Here is a 16840-nt window from a genome sequence, read left to right as displayed (position 1 = left end):
CGCTTACGGGCAGCTCGGCACGTCGCGCGAGCCGATCTTGAACTCGTCCGGCTTCATGCCCAGCAGCTGATTGACGTTGTCGACCTTGCTGTGCACCTTGTTGAATAGGTTGCCCTGCGCGTCCTTCACCACCTCGGTGACGAAGGTGGTGCCGATCGCCTGGCGGTTGGCGTCGAGCTTGACGTCGCCGTTCGGCGTCTTCAAGGTCATCTTGGCCAGCGCATCGCGCAACTTCGCCTGGTTGTTCGAGAGGTCGCCGTTGACCGCGGCCAGCCCGTCGAGCGCCGCCTTCATGTTGACGTAGTAGACGTAGGCGAACAGGCTCGGGCTCGGGTAGCCGCCGGCCGATACCGGGTAGTTCTTTTGATAGTCGGAGACGAAGGCCTTCCAGTCCGCGCCGTCGTAGGCGTCGGCAAGCGGTCCGGCCGACAGCGTGCCGATCAGCGAGTCGCGGCGCTTGCCCTTGTAGTTCAGAATGTCTTGGCTGACGGTGATCGAGCCGCCGAGTATCGGCTTGTCGCCGCCCGCGTTCTCGTACTGGGTCAGGAAGTTGACCGCATCGGCGCCGCCGAGCACGACCAGCAGCGCATCGACGTCCTTCGGGATCTTCGCGATCACCGACGAGTAGTCCTTGCCGCCCAGCGGCACCCAGGCCTTCTCGGGCACCTTGCCGCCGGCCTTGCAGTACTCGGCCATGAAGCCCTGCACCTGCGAGTAGGGGAACGCGTAGTCCTCGGCGATCACCATCGTGCGCTTGTAGCCCTTGGCCAGCGCCGCCTTGCCGAGGCCCACCATCCACTGCGCGCCCTCGGTGTTGAAGCGGAAGAAGTTCGGGCTCGGGTTGACCAGCGTGGTCGACTGCGCGCCGGAGGCGCCGTTGATGAAGGTCACCTGCGGCTGGGTCTTGGAATAGTCCTTGACCGCGATGCCTTCACCGCCCGACAGCGGGCCGACCATGATGTCGACCTTGTCCTGCTCCACGAGCTTGCGCGTCGCGTTGACCGCGACGTCGGGCTTGGCGTCCGAGCTCGCCTTGATGACCTCGATCTTGCGGCCGGCCACCGTGCCGCCGCGCTGCTTGACCGCCAGCTCGGCGCCGCGCATGCCGTCCGCGCCGCCGGCCGCGAACGGCCCTTCGAGCGTGGCCAGCAGGCCTATCTTGACCGGCTGGCCCTGCGCCCATGCGCCACCGGCCAGCGCCGCCGCGGCGGCCGCACCCAACATCGAACGAACCCAGAGTCGCTTGTTCACGTTCACGGTTGTCTCCTTTGGTTGGAAGTCAAGCCTGGTCTCGGTGCTAAACGCGAGCGCAACATCGCCCACAGTCCGAGCAGGCCGTCGGGGGAAAAAAGCACGATGGCGAGGAACACGCCGCCGATCACGAGGTTGAAGCGCTCGCGGTCGATCAGGTCGATCGCGAAGGTCTGCAAGAGCACGAAGACCAGCGCGCCGAGGAAGGCGCCGATCGGGTGCCGCATGCCGCCGAGCACCGCGATCACGAGGATGTTGATGAGCCAGGAGGTGCCGACCGAACCCGGCGACATCAGCGCGTTGTACCAGGCGAGCAGGATGCCGCCGACCGCCGCGATCGCGCCGGCCAGCGCATAGGCGGCCACGCGGTGCGCGACCACGTGGAAGCCGAGCGCGCGCATGCGCCGCGGGTTGTCGCGGATGCCCTGCAGCGCGATGCCGAAGGGCGTGCGCACGATCCAGCGCACCAGCAGGTAGCCGCCGAGCGACCAGGCCAGCGCGAGGAAGTAGAAGGGCAGCGGGTCGCGCCAGGTGATGCCGAAGACGGTCGGCGGTTTCAGTTCGCGCAGGCCCTGGAAGCCGTTGAAGAGGCTGTAGTTCTGCAGCACCAGGTAGTAGAACGCGACACCGATCGCCAGCGTGATCATGATCGTGTAGATGCCTTCGGTGCGCACCGAGAGCCAGCCGATCAAGGTCGCGGCGATGGTGGCGATGAGGAGTGCGAACGGCACTGCGGCCCACCACGGCCAGCCGAGGCTGATCTCGGCGCTGCTGCTGGTGCCGAGCACCGCGAGCGCATAGCCGGCGATGCCGGCCACCGTCATCTGCGCCAGCGACACCATGCCGCCGTAGCCGGCCAGAAAGGTCAGGGACAGCGCGATCAGCCCGAGCACCAGCGCCTGCGCGGCGACCTGGAAGGTGAAGAAGGGCGAGGCGACGAACGGGAGGACCAGCAGGCCGGCGAGCACGACGATGTGGTGCGGCCCGATGTGCTCGCGCAGCGCATCGATCCAGCGTCGTGCGTTGTCGATGGGCTGCGAGGGAACGGTCCGGAGGGACACGGCAGGCGCCGGGCGCGGCGGCGGCGCCACGGTGCCGCGCGCATTCATCGCCCGCCGCCAGCGCGCGGCACTCATGTGAGCCCCTCGTCGCCGGAGTACCGGCGCCGGTCCCCCAAGGGGACGTTCGCTTGCTTGGGGCGGCCCGGCGCGGCACTCATGACGCCCTCCCCATGATCCCGCGCGGCCGGAAGGCGAGCACGAGGATCAGGATGCCGAAGGTGAAGACCACGCTGTAGGTCGGCGCGTAGGCCAGGCCGTAGGTTTCCGCGAGGCCGAGGATCACTGCGCCGATCGCGGCGCCGACGACGCTGCCCATGCCGCCGACGATCACGACGATCAAGGAGGCGAGCAGCAGCCGGATGTCCTCGCCCGGCACCATCGACAGCTCGACCGCGCCGATCACGCCGCCGAAGCCGGCCAGCCCGGCGCCGAGCATGAAGGTGATCGCGAACACGCGGTTCACGTTGACGCCGGCGGCGGCGAGCATCGCGCGGTCGTCGACGCCGGCGCGGATCATCATGCCGACCCGCGTGCGGTTCAGCAGCCACCACAGCCCGACGCCGATCAGGATGCCGAAGCCGAGCAGGCTGAGCCGGTAGGCGGAATACGCGCGGATCAGCGGGATGTCGCGGATCGGCCCCTGCAGCCAGGCCGGCGCTTCGAGCTGGTGCACCTGGCCGGTGAAGATCCACAGCAGCACGTCGGCGATCACGATCGAGAGGCCGATCGTCACCAGCGTCTGGCGCAGTTCCTGGCCCTGCATGTGGCGCAGGATCAGCCACTGGATCAGGAGCCCGGCGATCGCCGCCGCGGCGAAGCCGGCCGCCACCGCGAGGATCCACCAGCCGGTGTGGTTCGCGACCACGTAGCCGACATAGCCGCCGAGCAGGTACAGCGAACCGTGCGCGAGGTTGACGTTGCGCATCAGCCCGAAGACCAGCGTGAAACCGCTGGCGACGATGAAGTACAGCGAGGCGAGCGTCAAGCCGTTGAGTAGCGTGACGAGGTAGAGGCGGGCGTTGTCGATGAGCGCCCAGAGCGAAAACGCGAGGATCGGGCCGCCTACCAGCAGCCAGAGCAGCCAGCGGGCCTTCTTCGTCATGCAGCGCGCTCCCACGCCCGCTGCGACGCGATCTCCGGCGCTTTGGCGAACTCGCCGTCCTTCATCACCGCGAGGATGCGCTTCGGATCGCGCAGGATGGCGAGGTTGGCGAGCGGGTCGCCGTCGACCAGCAGCAGGTCGGCCAGGTAGCCGTCCTGGATGGCGCCGAGCTCGTGGCCGCGCATCATGATCTGGCCGCCGTAGACCGTGGCGGAGCGGATCGCCTCGGCCGGCGTGAAGCCCAGGTACTTGACGAAGAACTCCAGGTCGCGCGCGTTCTGGCAATGCGGCGTGAAGGCGAAGCCGTAGTCGCCGCCGGGCAGGATGCGCACGCCACGCCGGTGCATGGCCTTGAGCGATTCGAGCGCCGCATCCCACTCGATCTGGTAACCCATGGCGACCGCCTTCTCGTGCGTGATGCCGTAGGGCGCGGCCTCGTGCAGCATCGCGTAAATGATCGCGATGCCCGGCGCGACGAAGACGCGCTCCTTCGCGGCCTCGAGCATGTCGAGCGTCTCCTCGTCGGTGAAGCTGGCGTGGTAGATCACGTCGATGCCGTGGCGCAGCGCCTGCTTGACCGAGGCCGCCGAGCGCGCATGCGCGGTGCCGCGCTTGCCGCGCACCCGCACTTCCTCCATAGCGGCGTGCACCTCGGCATCGCTCATCCAGGTGGTCTCGGCCGGCGAGTCGGGCGTGAAGTTGTCGCCCGAGAGATTGAGCTTGATCGAATCGACGCCGTACTTGAGGAACATGCGCACGACCTTGCGCATCTCGTCGGCCGAGTTCACGTTCACGCCGAAGCTGAATTCGGGGAAGGGCAGGTGCGGCAAGGTCTCGTCGCCGAGGCCGCCGGGCACGGTGATCTCCTGACTCGCGGCCAGATAGCGTGGCCCGGGAATCTGGCCGGCGTTGATGGCGTTGCGGATCACCACGTCCAGCCGCGGCTTGGCGCAGGCCGCGCCGACGCAGGAGGTGAAGCCGGCCTCCAGATAGCGCTTGGCGACCTTGGCGCACCAGAGCACGTGTTCCTCCAGCGGCATGCGCTGGATCGCTGCGAGCGTGGCCGCGTCGTTCCACGAGAAGTGCGTGTGGGCCTCGCACAGGCCGGGCATCAGCGTGGCGCCGGCGCCGTCGACCACCATGGCGCCGCCCGGCGCGATCGGCGCCGTGCTGCGGCCGACCTGGCGGATGCGGTTGCCGCGCACCAGCACGCTGCCGGTGTAGGGGTTCTGGCCCGTGCCGTCGAGGATGCGAACGTTGGTGAAGACGACATCGGCCATCGTGGTTCTCCTAGGCAGCCCAGCGCGTCGGCTGGGTGCGCCGCACCGGCGGCGCGCGGTGGAACTCGCCGTCCTTCATCACGGCCAGGATCCGGGTCTTGTCCTGCAGCACGCTGATGTCGGCCAGCGGGTCGCCGTCGATCAGCAGGATGTCGGCCAGGTAGCCCTCGCGGATGTAGCCGAGCACCTTGCCCATGCGCATCATCGGGCCGCCCCAGGCGGTGGCCGACAAGAGCGCTTCCATCGTGCTCATGCCGACGTACTTGACGAAGTACTCGAGGTCCTTCGCGTTGGTGCCGTGCGGCGTCCACGCGAAGCCGTAGTCGCCGCCGGGCAGGATGCGGATGCCGCGCTTGCGCATCGCACGCATGCTCTCGACCGCGGCTTCGAGCTCGCGGTGGTAGCCCATCTTGCGCGTGACCTCGGGCGTCAGGCCCCATTCGCTCGCGTGATGGCAGGTGTTGATGAGCCAGGCCAGCCCCGGCGCGATGAAGTGCTCGAACTTGTGCTCCTCGAGCATGTCGAGCGCTTCTTCGTCGGTGAAGCTGGCGTGGTAGATCACCTCGATGCCCTGCTTCACGCACTGCTTGATCGACCAGGTGGAGCGCGCATGCGCCGCGACGCGCTTGCCCCAGGCCTTGGCCTCCTGCACGCAGACCGCGATCTCCTCTTCGGTGAACTGACTCATCTCGCTCGGCATGCCGGTGATCGACTCGCCCGAGAGATTGATCTTCAGCGAGTCGACGCCGTACTTGACGAACATGCGCACGCAGCGCCGCATCTCCTCGACACCGCTGACCACCGCGCCGAAGGCGAACTCGGGCTGCGGCAGGTGCGGCTGCGTGGTGTCGCCGAGGCCGCCGGGCACGGTGATTTCCTGGCTGGCGGCCAGGTAGCGCGGGCCGACGATGGTGCCGTCGGCGATCGCGTTGCGGATCACCACGTCGAGCCGCGGCTTGGCCGCCGCGGCGCCGACGCAGCTGGTCCAGCCCATGTCGAGGTAGCGCTTCGCGACTTCGGCGCACCACAGGATGTGCTCTTCGGGCGGCATGCGCTGGATCGCGTCGAGGCTGGGCTGGTCGTTCCACGAGAAATGCGTGTGCGCCTCCACCATGCCCGGCATCAGGAAGGCACCGGCGCCGTCGATCAACTGCGCGCCCATCACCGGCGCGGAACGGGCGCCGTAGCCGGTCGGCACGACGCGCGCGATGCGATTGCCCTGCACCAGCACGTCGCCGGTGAAGGGGGCCTCGCCGCCGCCGTCGAAGATGCGCACGTTGGTGAACATCACATCGGCCATGTTCAGCTCCTCGCGTTGTCTGCCAGGAAGTCGCGCAGCTCGCGCTGGCATTCCTCCGGACGCTCGACCGGCGTCCAGTGGCCGCAGCGCGGCAGCACCACCACGCGCTTGCTGGCCGCGTTGTGCAGCTTGTCGGCCATAGCGCGCACCGCCTGCGGCGGCGCCACGCCGTCCTCGTTGCCGGTGACCAGCAGCACGGGCGCTTCGATGCGCTCCACCGCCGCGGCTTGCGCGCCGGCGAGCGCCTCGCAGCTGCGCGCATAGGCTTCGCCGTCCTGCCGCATCAGGCTCTCGCGCACGAAGGCCACGGCCAGCGGAAGGCGCTGGCGCGTGTCCGCGGAGATCGCCGCCTGCAGCAGCGACTGGGTGATCTCGTGCATGCCGGCCGGGCCCTCACGTGCTTTCGCCGCGCGGGCCTGCATGGCGGTACGGGCGGCGTCCGGTGGCGCGATCAGCGGCCCGAACAGCGCGACGCTGGCCGCCAGCTTCGGATGGCCGGCGGCGATGTGCTGGCAGACGATGGTGCCCATCGAATGCCCGATCCAGTGGGCCCGCGTGACCTTCAGCCGCTCGCAAACGGCGAGCAGCGCTTCGACATAGCGCTCGATCGAGAGCGCGCCCTCGGCCCGCTGCGAGCGTCCGCTGCCCGGCAGGTCGACGCGGATCACGCGATGCCGCGCCAGCGCCGGCATCAGCGGCGTGTAAGTGTTCGAGCTGCCGCCCAGGCCGTGCACGCAGACGACGGCAGGGCCTTCGCCTTCCTCTTCCACCGCGATGCGGTCGATCAACTGGAAGGTCATCTATTCGAACCTGTTCTCGATCACACCCAGGCCGTCGATCTCGATGCGCATGAGATCGCCGGACTTCAGCCACTGCGGCGGCGTCTGACCCATGCCCACGCCGGCCGGCGTGCCGGTCGCGATCACGTCGCCCGCATGCAGCGTGATGCCGCGCGAGCAGGTCTCGATCAGCGTGGGGATGTCGAAGATCATGTCCTTCGTCAGACCGTCCTGGCGCAGCGCGCCGTTGACCCAGCCGCGCACGCGCGTCGCGCGGCCGTCGACCTCGTCGGTGGTCACGATCCACGGTCCCATCGGGCAGAAGCCGTCGAAGCTCTTGCCCAGCTCCCATTGCTGGTGGCGCATCTGCACGTCGCGCGCGGTCACGTCGTTGACGATCGTGTAGCCGAACACATGGTCCATCGCGCGCGAGCGCGGGATGTCGCGCCCGCCGCGGCCGATGACCACGGCCAGCTCCGATTCGTAGTCGATCTGCACCGAGGTGGCGGGCGAGGGCAGGCGCACCACGTCATGCGGCCCGACCACGCATTCGCCCAGCTTGCCGAAGACGATCGGCCACGGGTCTTTCTCGGGCATGGTCTCGCGGAACACCGTGCTCGCGAGTTCGGTGGCGTGCGCGCGGTAGTTGCGCCCGATGCAGAACAGGCTGCGCAGCGGGCGCGGCAGCGGCGCGCGCAGCGTGAGCACCTCGACCGGCAGCCGCGCGCCGGAAGGCTGCGGCAGCGGCTCGTGGCGCGCGAGCGCCTGGATCAGCGGCAGGGCGCCCAGCGATGCGTCGCGCACGGCAAGCGGCGTGGCCTCACGCCCGTCCGGCGAGATCGTGCCCACGTGATCGCGTCCGCCCCAACTCCAGCTGGCCAAGCGCATCGCATTTGTCTCCATCATGTCTCGCGGTTCTTGCCGGTGGCACCGGCCGCCTCGAGATCAGGGAACTGCCCATTTTGAGACTTGCGTCTCAAATCGGGATCGGTGCATCATACGTGCCGACCTCAGACCTCCACAAGCGAAGCCCAGCCCTTCGGCACTCCGTACAAACCCCATGGCGCGACTGAAGCACAAGCTGAGCGAACCCCCGTTGCCGCCCGAGCGCGGCGTCAAGGCGGCCACCTTCAAGCTCCTGCTCGACACCGCCATGGACATCATTCGCCAGAACGGCCACATCCCTTCGGTCGCCGAGGCGGCGGCGCGCTCGAAGGTGTCGCGCGCCACGGCCTACCGCTACTTTCCGAGTCGCAGTGCATTGATCACCGCGGTGATCGACAGCTCGCTCGGGCCGGTGCGCAAGCTCGCCTCCGACAACCCGAGCGGCCGCGAGCGGGTGCACGAACTGTTCGCGCAGACCTTTCCGCGCTTCAAGGAATTCGAGGCCCAGCTGCGCGCGGCCGCGCAGCTGTCGCTGGAGCAGTGGGCGCTCGAGCGCGCCGGGCTGCTGGAGGAGGAGCCCTATCGCCGCGGCCACCGCGTGCGCATCCTCCAGCATGCGATCGAGCCGCTCGCGCCACAGTTGCGGCCGGCTGTGCGGGACCGGCTGCACCATGCGCTCTCGGTGGTCTACGGCATCGAGCCCTATGTGATCCTGAAGGACATCTGGGGCCTGCGCGATCGCGAAGTCGAGCGCACGGCACTGTGGATGGCCGATGCGCTGATCGATGCGGCGCTGCGCGAATCCGACCAGAAGCCCGCGCCGCGCGCAGTCCGCGTGAACGGCGCGAAGGCCGTCGCGGCCACCGCGAAGCGGCGCTGAGCGCGGGGACCGTCGTGCGCCGCCCATCGCCTGCCTGGTTCGATGCGCAATACAACAACCGCGCGCGCATTCCCGAGCATCCTTCGATCCTGAAGCATTGGGCCGATGCCTCGGCCAGGGCCTACGAGCTGCCCGGCTGGGTGTGCGATCTCGCATACGGCGACGACGCCAGCGAGCGCCTTGATGTGCATCCGGCCGTGCGTCCCGGTGCGCCGGTGCTGGTGTACATCCACGGCGGCTACTGGCGTGCTCTGGACAAGCGCGACCAGAGCTTCGTGGCCCCGCCCTTCGTCGATGCCGGGGCGATGGTGGTGCTGGCGAACTATGCGCTGTGCCCGGCAGTCAGCATCGAGCACATCCCGCTGCAGCTCGTGCAGGCACTGGTCTGGGTCTATCGGCATGCGGCGGAACACGGCGGCGATCCCGAGCGCATCGTGGTGGCCGGCCACTCCGCGGGCGGACACCTGGCAACGATGCTGCTGGCCTGCGACTGGCGCGCCGTGGCGCCCGACCTGCCTGCGGACCTGGTGAAGTCGGCGCTGGCCATCTCGGGGCTGTACGAGCTCGAACCGCTGCGGCACGCGCCCTTCCTGGCTCCAGACCTATGCCTGAGCGCAGCATCGGCGCAGCGCCTGAGCCCGGCCGCGATGCCACCGCCGTCGCGCGGATCGCTGGTGACGGTGGTCGGCGGCGACGAGAGTGAGGAGTTTCTGCGGCAGGCGGCGCTGATCTCGCAGGCTTGGGGTCCGCGCGTCGTCATCGCTGCAGAACGCGTTCCGCAGCGCAACCACATGGACGTGCTCAACGAGCTGGCGGACCCGCACTCGCCAACGCATCGGCGGGCCTTGCAACTGCTGGGACTGCTCAGTCCTCGACGAAAGCCTCTTGCCGCTTCGCCTTGATCGAGGGCAGCAGCACGATGCCCAGCAGCGCCAGCGCCGCCACCAGCAACCCGGCCGACAACGGCCGCGTGACGAACACGCTCCAGGTTCCGCGTGACAGCAGCAGCGCGCGGCGCAGGTTCTCTTCCATCATCGGGCCGAGGATGAAGCCCAGCAGCAGCGGGGCCGGCTCGGTGCGCAGCTTGAGGAAGAGGTAGCCGACGAAGCCGAAGATAGCGACCATCCAGACGTCGAAGGTGTTGTTGTTGGTCGAGTACACGCCAATCGCGCAGAACAGCACGATGGCCGGGAACAGGAACTTGTAGGGCACGGTCAAGAGCTTGATCCACATCCCGATCAGCGGCAGGTTCAGGATGATGAGCATCGCGTTGCCGATCCACATCGAGGCGATCAGGCCCCAGAACAGCTCGGGGTTGCTGGTCATCACCTGCGGGCCGGGCTGGATGTTGTGGATGGTCATCGCGCCGACCATCAGCGCCATCACCGCGTTGGGCGGAATGCCCAGCGTGAGCAGCGGGATGAAGGAGGTCTGCGCGCCGGCGTTGTTGGCCGACTCGGGCGAGGCCACGCCGCGGATGTTGCCCTTGCCGAAGGCGATTTCGCCGGGGCGCATCTTGATCTTCTTCTCGAGCGCATAGGCCGCGAAGGCCGCCAGCAGCGCGCCGCCGCCCGGCAGGATGCCCAGCGCCGAGCCCAGCGTGGTGCCGCGCAGCACCGCGGGCGCCATGTTCTTGAAGTCCTCCTTGGTCGGCCACAGGCCCTTGACCTTGGAGGTGAACACTTCGCGCTCGTCGTCGGGCTGCGAGAGGTTGCCGATGATCTCGCCGTAGCCGAACACGCCCATGGCGATCACCACGAAGCCGATGCCGTCGGTGAGCTCCGGAATGTCGAAGCTGTAGCGCGCCACGCCCGAGTTGACGTCGGTGCCGACGATGCCGAGCAGGAGGCCCAGCACGATCATCGCGACCGCCTTGAGCAGCGAGCCCGAGGCCAGCACCACGGCGCCGATCAGGCCCAGGATCATCAGCGAGAAGTACTCGGCCGGGCCGAACTTGAAGGCCAGCTCGGTCAAGGGTGGCGCGAAGGCCGCAAGGATCAGCGTGCCGACGCAGCCCGCGAAGAAGGAGCCCAGGCCCGCGGCCGCCAGCGCCGGACCGGCGCGGCCCTGCCGCGCCATCTGGTAGCCGTCGATGCAGGTCACGACCGATGAGGACTCGCCCGGCAGGTTGACCAGGATCGCGGTGGTCGAGCCGCCGTACTGTGCGCCGTAGTAGATGCCGGCCAGCATGATCAGCGCCGACACGGGCGGCAGCGCGTAGGTGGCCGGCAGCAGCATCGCGATCGTCGCGACCGGGCCGATGCCGGGCAGCACGCCGATCAGCGTGCCCAGGATGCAACCCACCAGGCAGTACAGCAGGTTGGTGAAGGTGAAGGCGACGCCGAAGCCGGTCGCCAGGTTGTGAATCAGATCCATGGTGCGCCGGTCCTCAGCCCGAAATGAAAGTGGGCCAGACCTGGATCTGGAGCTTGAGCGCCCAGATGAAGGCCACGTAGCTGCCGGCCGCCAGGATGGTCGAAAGAATCAGCACGTCGCGCAGCTTGAAATGCGCGCCGGCCAGGCTGGAGATGATGGTCAGCGCGTAGATCGCGAGGATCATTCCCATCGCCGGCAGCCCGATGCTGGGCAGGCCGCCCAGCAGCACGCCGAAGGCGAGGTTGGCGCCGAGCACGAAGGCGAGTGGCTTCCAGGCCCATTTGCCGATCTTGTCGCCGTCGTTGGTCTCGACCACCAGCGCCTGGAATATGATCGCGGCGCCCAGGATCGCCAGCAGAATCCCCAGCATGAGCGGGAAGTAGCCGGGCCCCATGCGGGCGCCGTCGCCGATGTTGTAGGTGGTGGCGCCGATGGCGAAGGCCCCTCCCACCGCGGTGAACATGACTCCCGAATAGAAGTCAGCCTGACTCTTGATGCGCATTGTCTCGACCCTCGTTGATGTGCACCCGAGGGTCGTCGCCCGTGCCTGACTGCTTGCTGACCAGTACTGTACGGACTTCCACGTATCGGCCCTTCTCTCCCTGTCGCGGCCGCAACGAAAAAGGCTCCCGAAGGAGCCTTTTCATCGACGCTGTGAAGCGTGAGGTATGTGCTTAGTAGCCGCCGCGGCCACCGCCACCGCCGCCGTAGCCGCCACCGCCGCTGCGATTGCCGCCACCGCCGCCGCCGTAGCCGCCACCACCGCCGCCGCCGTAACCACCGCCGCCGCTGCGGCCACCGCCGCCGCCGAAGCCGCCGGGCGAACGGGGCTCCATCGGACGGGCTTCATTGACGGTCAGGCTGCGGCCTTCGAGGGATTGGCCGTTCAGGCCTTCGATGGCTGCGAGCGCTTCCGCGTCGCTGCTCATTTCGACGAAGCCGAAGCCCTTGGAGCGACCGCTGTCGCGTTCCATCATGACCTTGGCACTGGCGACCGAGCCGTACTGGCCGAAAGCCTGTTCGAGTGTGTCGTCGCGCACGGAGTAAGCGAGGTTGCCTACGTAAAGTTTCTTGCCCATGGAAGGACTCCTAATTCAAACCAACAAAACAAAGCGATGGAGTCCCTGTATCACAACAAACTAAAACAGCGCTGTGGCGCGAAACTGACCGATCACCGGATCACGTCTTTGGCAGAAAAAATGCCAGGACGCCCCGGTATTGTCGTTCACTATTCTGAATTTGTCAGAAATGCTTTTATTAAGGGTTAACGCGGCCTGCGCAGCGGGGCCAGCAGGGCCCTCAACCCGTTGTGGTCGATCTCGTGCATCAGCGCCAGCAGGCGGCCGATCTCGCCCTTGGGAAAGCCCTCGCGCGCGAACCACTGGAGGTAGTTGCCCGGCAGGTCGGCGATCACGCAGCCCTTGTGCTTGCCGAAGGGCATTTCGAGCGTGACCAGGCGTTCGAGGTCATCGGGCGTCATGCTGGCTATGCTCCTTCACTCGCTCCAACTTTCTCATTCATGCCATTCAGCTCTCTGGGCCTCGATCCTGCCATGGCGCGCGCCGCGGCCGACAAGGGCTATGCCGCACCCACCGCCATCCAGGCCGCGGTCATTCCGCCGATTCTGCAGGGACGCGACATCCTGGGCGCGGCCCAGACCGGATCCGGCAAGACGGCCGCCTTCTCGCTGCCGCTGCTGCAGCGCCTCGCGAGCGAGCGCCCGACCGCGCCGCGCCGGCTGCGGGCGCTGATCCTGGTGCCGACGCGCGAGCTCGCCGCGCAGGTCGGGGAGTCGATGCGTGGCCTGGCGCAGCATCTGGCGTCGTCGCTCAAGATCGCGGTCGCGTTCGGCGGTGTCTCCATCAATCCGCAGATGATGGCGCTGCGCGGCGGCGCCGATGTCATGGTCGCCACGCCGGGCCGGCTGCTGGACCTGGTCGACCATCGCGCGCTGAAGCTCTCCTCGGTGTCGATGCTGGTGCTCGATGAGGCCGACCGGCTGTTGGACCTCGGTTTTGCCGACGAGCTCGCGCGCATCCTCGCGCTCTTGCCGGCAGAGCGCCAGAACCTGCTGTTCTCGGCCACCTTCCCGCAGGCGGTGCGTTCGCTGGCCGAGGGGCTGTTGCGCGAGCCGGTGCGCGTCGAGGTGCAGGCCGAACCGGCCGAAGCGCCCGCCATCCTGCAGCGCGCGATCGAGGTCGATGCCGGACGGCGCACGCAGCTGCTGCGCCACCTGGTCCAGCACGAGGGCTGGGCGCGGGTGCTGGTCTTCGTCGCCACCAAGCACGCGGCCGAGATCGTGGCCGACAAGCTGCGCAAGGCCGGCATCGATGCCGAACCCTTCCACGGCGTGCTGAGCCAGGGCAAGCGCACGCAGGTATTGACCGACTTCAAGGCTTCGAGGGTGAAGGTGGTGGTCGCCACCGACCTCGCGGCGCGCGGCATCGACGTGGTGCAGCTGCCGGCGGTGGTGAACTACGACCTGCCGCGCTCGGCCGTCGATTACGTGCACCGCATCGGGCGCACGGGCCGTGCCGGCGAGAGCGGCGTGGCGCTGAGCTTCGTGAGCGCGGACAGCGAGGCGCATTTCAGGCTCATCGAGAAGCGCCAGGGCCTGAACGTGCCGCGGGAGCGGGTGGCGGGCTTCGAGCCGGTGGAAACCCAAGCGCCTGCAAGAGCGCCGGACAGCAACGGCGGCGTCAAGGGAAAGAGGCCGAGCAAGAAAGACAAGCTGAGGGCGGCCAAAGCATCCGCATCATGACTGCGGTGGCCGCTTTGCGATCCCCATGGTCTTGGCCAGGATGCCCAGCATCACCTCGTCGGCGCCGCCGCCGATCGAGGCCAGCCGGCCGTCGCGGTACAGGCGCGACACACGGTTCTCCCAGGTGAAGCCCATGCCGCCCCAGAACTGCAAGCAGGTGTCGGCCACCTCGCGCGTGAGGCGCCCGCACTTGAGCTTGGCCATCGAGGCCAGCGCGGTCACGTCTTCGCCCTGCACATGGAGGTCGCAGGCGCGGTAGGTCAGCGCGCGCAAGGCCTCCACTTCGGTCTGGAGCTCGGCCAGCTTGAACTGCACCCACTGCTGGTCGGCCAATGTGCCGCCGAAGAGCTTGCGCTGCTGCGCCCACTCGATGGTGTCGGCGATGCAGGCTTCCATCGGTTCGAGCGAGCTGGCGGCGCACCACAGGCGCTCCTCCTGGAATTGCTGCATCTGGTAGACGAAGCCCTGGCCTTCCTCGCCGATGCGGTTGCGCTGCGGCACGCGCACGTTGTCGAAGTAGATCAGGCCGGTGTCGCTCGAGTGCATGCCGATCTTCTTGATCTTCTTCGCCTTTTCGATGCCGGGGCTGTCCATCGGCACGATGACCAATGACTTGTTGCGGTGCGCCGGTCCGTCGCTGGTGTTGACGAGCATGCACATCCAGTCGGCCTGCAGGCTGTTGGTGATCCACATCTTCTGCCCAGTGATCAGGTAGTCGCCACCGTCCTTGCGCGCATGGCTTTTGAGCCCGGCCACGTCGCTGCCGGCGCCGGGTTCGCTGACGCCGATGCAGCCCACCGTCTCGCCGGCGATCGCGGGTGCGAGGAACTCGCGCCTCAGGGCGTCGCTGCCGAAGCGTGCGAGCGCCGGCGTGCACATGTCGGTCTGCACGCCGATGGCCATCGGCACGCCGCCGCAGCTCACATGGCCGAGCGCCTCGGCCAGCGCCATCGCGTAGGAGTAGTCGAGCCCGGCGCCGCCGTATTCCTCCGGCTTGTTCAGGCCGAGCAAGCCCAGCGCGCCGAGCTTCCTGAACACCTCGTGCGCGGGAAAACTCTCCGCCGCTTCCCACGCGTCGACATGCGGGTTGATCTCCTCGTCGATGAAGCGCCGCAGCGTCTTCTGGATCTCGAGGTGTTCGTGGGTGTACTGCATGCCCCACTCTAGGCGCGCAGCGCGGCGCGCCGCTTGCGCAAACTGGCTATGCGTGCGCCGCGCCCCGTGGCGAGTTGTCGATCGCGCGGCCCGTCACCACCCAGAGGATGAAGATCAGCACGGTGCCCGCGATGCCGAACACGCCCAGGCCGATGTTGCTGCCGCCGATGGCGAAGGCGCTCGGGGCCGTGGGTGCGATGCAAACCATGCTGGCCGCCATCATGCCGACGTAGTGCATCGAGCAGACGGCCACGCCCATCACTGCGGCGGCCACCACCTGGTGCGTCAGCTCGGTCAGGTTGAAGGCCAGCCACAGGGCCGAGGCGGCGGCGATGACGGCGATGGCGAACGAGCCCGCCACGACGTTCCAGTCGAGGCTCATCGTCGCGCGCATGCTCATCGCGAACATGCCCATGTAGTGCATCACGCAGACCCCCACCGCCGCCAGCAGGCTGCCGGCGACCCAGCCCTTGACGTTGAAGCGTTTGCCGCCCGCCAGGTACAGGGCGATGCCGGAGATGACGATCGCAGCCACCAGGGAAATGACGGTGAGCGGCACGTTGTAGGCAATGGGAACGGGCAGGCGGTAGGCCACCATGCCGATGAAGTGCATCGACCAGATGCCGATGCCGCCCAGGGCCACGGCGCCGGAGGCCAGCATGGCGAAGTCCACGGTGCCGTCGGCACGGACCATCTTTCTCGCGCACAAGAGGGCCAGCAAGGAGCCGAAGAACGAAATCACGTAGGAGAGCACCACCGTCCCGAGGGCGTATTTCGGGGTCAGCAATTGGCCGATGAGGGGGTCCATGACTTTCCTTCCAAGAAAAACCAAGAAAGGCCGGCCCCGTGAGAAGACCGACGCGGCGCCCGAGGGCTGCGCCAGTCTGTAACAGCTATTTCTGTAAGTAAATTAAGCGCTTGTTATTCAGATCGATGCCGACGTGTGACTTATTGCCGCTTTTTGATGCGCTCGAGCCTTGACGCCGTCGACTTGCAAACAGCCCAGGCCGGCCAGCGTGGCGCCGACCGCGAGGTCGAGCGGCGTGTGAGGCTCGGTCCCCAGGACCGACAGCAGCCGTGTGTTGCGCAGGCGCACCGGCTGCTGCCACAGGTAGCGCATTTCACGCAGCTCGCGAAACATCGGCACGAAGGGCGAGCCCAGCGTCAGCAGCCACCAGGGAAAGCGCTTGACCGGCAACTCCGGCCGTCCGCTGGCGCGCCGGATAGCGGCCTGCATCTGTGTGCCGTCCGCGTCCCAGTGGCCGTTCATGTGGAAGGTATCGAACACCGCGAGCGCGCTTTCGCGTTCGACCAGGCGAACGATGGTTTCGGCCACGTCGGGCAGGTAGGCCCATTGGTGGCCGACGCCGCGTCGTCCGGGGTCGCTGATCGCCGCGAGCGCCTGGCCGGGCTTCACCAGCCCCTGGGAGAACCAGTTGTTGCGGGCCCTGGGCCCGAAGAAGTCGCCGGCGCGAACGATGAGTGTGCGCACACCACGCTGCGCCGCCTCGCGCAGGCGTTGTTCCATCTGCACGCGGATCGCGCCCTTGCGCGACAGCGCACGCTGTGGTGCGCTCTCGGCGATGTCGGGGAATGCATCCGGCCCGTAGTTGTAGACCGTGCCCGGCAGCACGATGCGGGCGCCTGAAGCCTCGGCCGCCCGGATCGTGCTCTCCAGCATCGGCAGCACCAGCGTCTCCCAGTTGCGGTAGCCGGGCGGATTGACCGCGTGGACGATCAGCGCCGCGCCGCGCGCCGCCGCCACCACGCTCGCGGCGTCGAGCGCATCGCCTGCCACCCATTCCGGCTGTGCCAGGCCGGCCGGCCATTGCGCCGCAGCCTGGACCGGGTCGCGGGCCAGCGCCCGCACCTGCCAGCCGCGCCGCAGCAAGGCCGCCGCCGTTTCGCCGCCGATACCGCCCGTCGCACCGAGCACCAATGCCGTACCTTGTTCCATTTCGCTGTTCCTTTCGTCGAGGATTCGATTCTTGAGGCGGCTCGCACTAAACA

The 16840-nt window shown here is 67.9% G+C and carries 17 protein-coding genes; 3 read left to right on the top strand and 14 right to left on the bottom strand.

Features of this window, described 5'->3' with window-relative positions; all coding sequences use genetic code 11:
- Positions 1 to 3: 3 nt before the first annotated feature.
- The 7 genes from ACSQ86_RS26190 to ACSQ86_RS26160 all read right to left on the bottom strand — a co-directional run bounded on the left by ACSQ86_RS26190 (position 4) and on the right by ACSQ86_RS26160 (position 7661).
- A complete protein-coding gene (locus tag ACSQ86_RS26190; protein WP_436309908.1) occupies positions 4 to 1257 on the bottom strand; it encodes an ABC transporter substrate-binding protein in 1254 nt (417 codons plus the stop codon).
- Complete coding sequence (locus ACSQ86_RS26185) at positions 1254 to 2387, bottom strand: branched-chain amino acid ABC transporter permease (protein ID WP_436309907.1); 1134 nt, start codon at positions 2385 to 2387, stop codon at positions 1254 to 1256. The genes ACSQ86_RS26190 and ACSQ86_RS26185 overlap by 4 nt, the downstream gene beginning before the upstream one ends.
- 79 nt (positions 2388 to 2466) lie before the next feature.
- Entirely contained in the window at positions 2467 to 3414 is a 948-nt protein-coding gene (locus ACSQ86_RS26180; RefSeq protein ID WP_436309906.1) for a branched-chain amino acid ABC transporter permease, read from the bottom strand.
- Complete coding sequence (locus tag ACSQ86_RS26175) at positions 3411 to 4694, bottom strand: amidohydrolase family protein (RefSeq protein WP_436309905.1); 1284 nt, start codon at positions 4692 to 4694, stop codon at positions 3411 to 3413. Before ACSQ86_RS26175 ends, ACSQ86_RS26180 begins: the two co-directional genes overlap by 4 nt.
- A gap of 10 nt (positions 4695 to 4704) precedes the next feature.
- Entirely contained in the window at positions 4705 to 5994 is a 1290-nt protein-coding gene (locus ACSQ86_RS26170) for an amidohydrolase family protein (RefSeq protein WP_436309904.1), read from the bottom strand.
- A 2-nt stretch (positions 5995 to 5996) separates the two neighbouring features.
- Positions 5997 to 6794: an alpha/beta fold hydrolase gene (locus ACSQ86_RS26165; RefSeq protein ID WP_436309903.1), complete on the bottom strand. Its 798-nt coding sequence runs from the start codon at positions 6792 to 6794 to the stop codon at positions 5997 to 5999.
- Positions 6795 to 7661: a fumarylacetoacetate hydrolase family protein gene (locus ACSQ86_RS26160; protein ID WP_436310305.1), complete on the bottom strand. Its 867-nt coding sequence runs from the start codon at positions 7659 to 7661 to the stop codon at positions 6795 to 6797.
- A 172-nt stretch (positions 7662 to 7833) separates the two neighbouring features.
- Here ACSQ86_RS26160 and ACSQ86_RS26155 point away from each other — a divergent pair, with 172 nt between their 5' ends.
- Positions 7834 to 8538: a TetR/AcrR family transcriptional regulator gene (locus ACSQ86_RS26155; RefSeq protein WP_436309902.1), complete on the top strand. Its 705-nt coding sequence runs from the start codon at positions 7834 to 7836 to the stop codon at positions 8536 to 8538.
- A gap of 14 nt (positions 8539 to 8552) precedes the next feature.
- Positions 8553 to 9440, top strand: coding sequence for an alpha/beta hydrolase (locus ACSQ86_RS26150; RefSeq protein ID WP_436309901.1), 888 nt, complete (start codon positions 8553 to 8555; stop codon positions 9438 to 9440).
- Here ACSQ86_RS26150 and ACSQ86_RS26145 read toward each other — a convergent pair.
- The 4 genes from ACSQ86_RS26145 to ACSQ86_RS26130 all read right to left on the bottom strand — a co-directional run bounded on the left by ACSQ86_RS26145 (position 9403) and on the right by ACSQ86_RS26130 (position 12394).
- A complete protein-coding gene (locus tag ACSQ86_RS26145) occupies positions 9403 to 10914 on the bottom strand; it encodes a tripartite tricarboxylate transporter permease (protein ID WP_093108419.1) in 1512 nt (503 codons plus the stop codon). The two genes, ACSQ86_RS26150 and ACSQ86_RS26145, sit on opposite strands and share 38 nt — an antisense overlap.
- A 13-nt stretch (positions 10915 to 10927) precedes the next feature.
- Entirely contained in the window at positions 10928 to 11416 is a 489-nt protein-coding gene (locus ACSQ86_RS26140; RefSeq protein WP_093108420.1) for a tripartite tricarboxylate transporter TctB family protein, read from the bottom strand.
- A 172-nt stretch (positions 11417 to 11588) separates the two neighbouring features.
- Complete coding sequence (locus ACSQ86_RS26135) at positions 11589 to 11993, bottom strand: RNA recognition motif domain-containing protein (protein WP_436305695.1); 405 nt, start codon at positions 11991 to 11993, stop codon at positions 11589 to 11591.
- Positions 11994 to 12178: 185 nt separating this feature from the next.
- Complete coding sequence (locus ACSQ86_RS26130) at positions 12179 to 12394, bottom strand: DUF3820 family protein (RefSeq protein ID WP_436305694.1); 216 nt, start codon at positions 12392 to 12394, stop codon at positions 12179 to 12181.
- A 39-nt stretch (positions 12395 to 12433) separates the two neighbouring features.
- Here ACSQ86_RS26130 and ACSQ86_RS26125 point away from each other — a divergent pair, with 39 nt between their 5' ends.
- A complete protein-coding gene (locus tag ACSQ86_RS26125; RefSeq protein ID WP_436309900.1) occupies positions 12434 to 13675 on the top strand; it encodes a DEAD/DEAH box helicase in 1242 nt (413 codons plus the stop codon).
- Here ACSQ86_RS26125 and ACSQ86_RS26120 read toward each other — a convergent pair.
- The 3 genes from ACSQ86_RS26120 to ACSQ86_RS26110 all read right to left on the bottom strand — a co-directional run bounded on the left by ACSQ86_RS26120 (position 13670) and on the right by ACSQ86_RS26110 (position 16787).
- On the bottom strand, positions 13670 to 14830 hold the full coding sequence (locus ACSQ86_RS26120) for an acyl-CoA dehydrogenase family protein (protein ID WP_436305692.1): 1161 nt from the start codon (positions 14828 to 14830) through the stop codon (positions 13670 to 13672). The two genes, ACSQ86_RS26125 and ACSQ86_RS26120, sit on opposite strands and share 6 nt — an antisense overlap.
- Positions 14831 to 14876: 46 nt before the next feature.
- Positions 14877 to 15638 carry an MHYT domain-containing protein gene (locus ACSQ86_RS26115; RefSeq protein ID WP_436309899.1) on the bottom strand — a complete coding sequence of 254 codons (762 nt, stop codon included), beginning with the start codon at positions 15636 to 15638 and terminating at the stop codon, positions 14877 to 14879.
- Between the two features lie 117 nt (positions 15639 to 15755).
- Positions 15756 to 16787: an NAD-dependent epimerase/dehydratase family protein gene (locus ACSQ86_RS26110; protein WP_436309898.1), complete on the bottom strand. Its 1032-nt coding sequence runs from the start codon at positions 16785 to 16787 to the stop codon at positions 15756 to 15758.
- Between the last annotated feature and the right edge of the window lie 53 nt (positions 16788 to 16840).

Source organism: Variovorax sp. LjRoot130, assembly GCF_964253755.1.
In the GTDB taxonomy this organism is placed as follows: Bacteria; Pseudomonadota; Gammaproteobacteria; order Burkholderiales; family Burkholderiaceae_C; genus Variovorax.
This window is presented reverse-complemented; position numbering and strand designations above follow the sequence as displayed.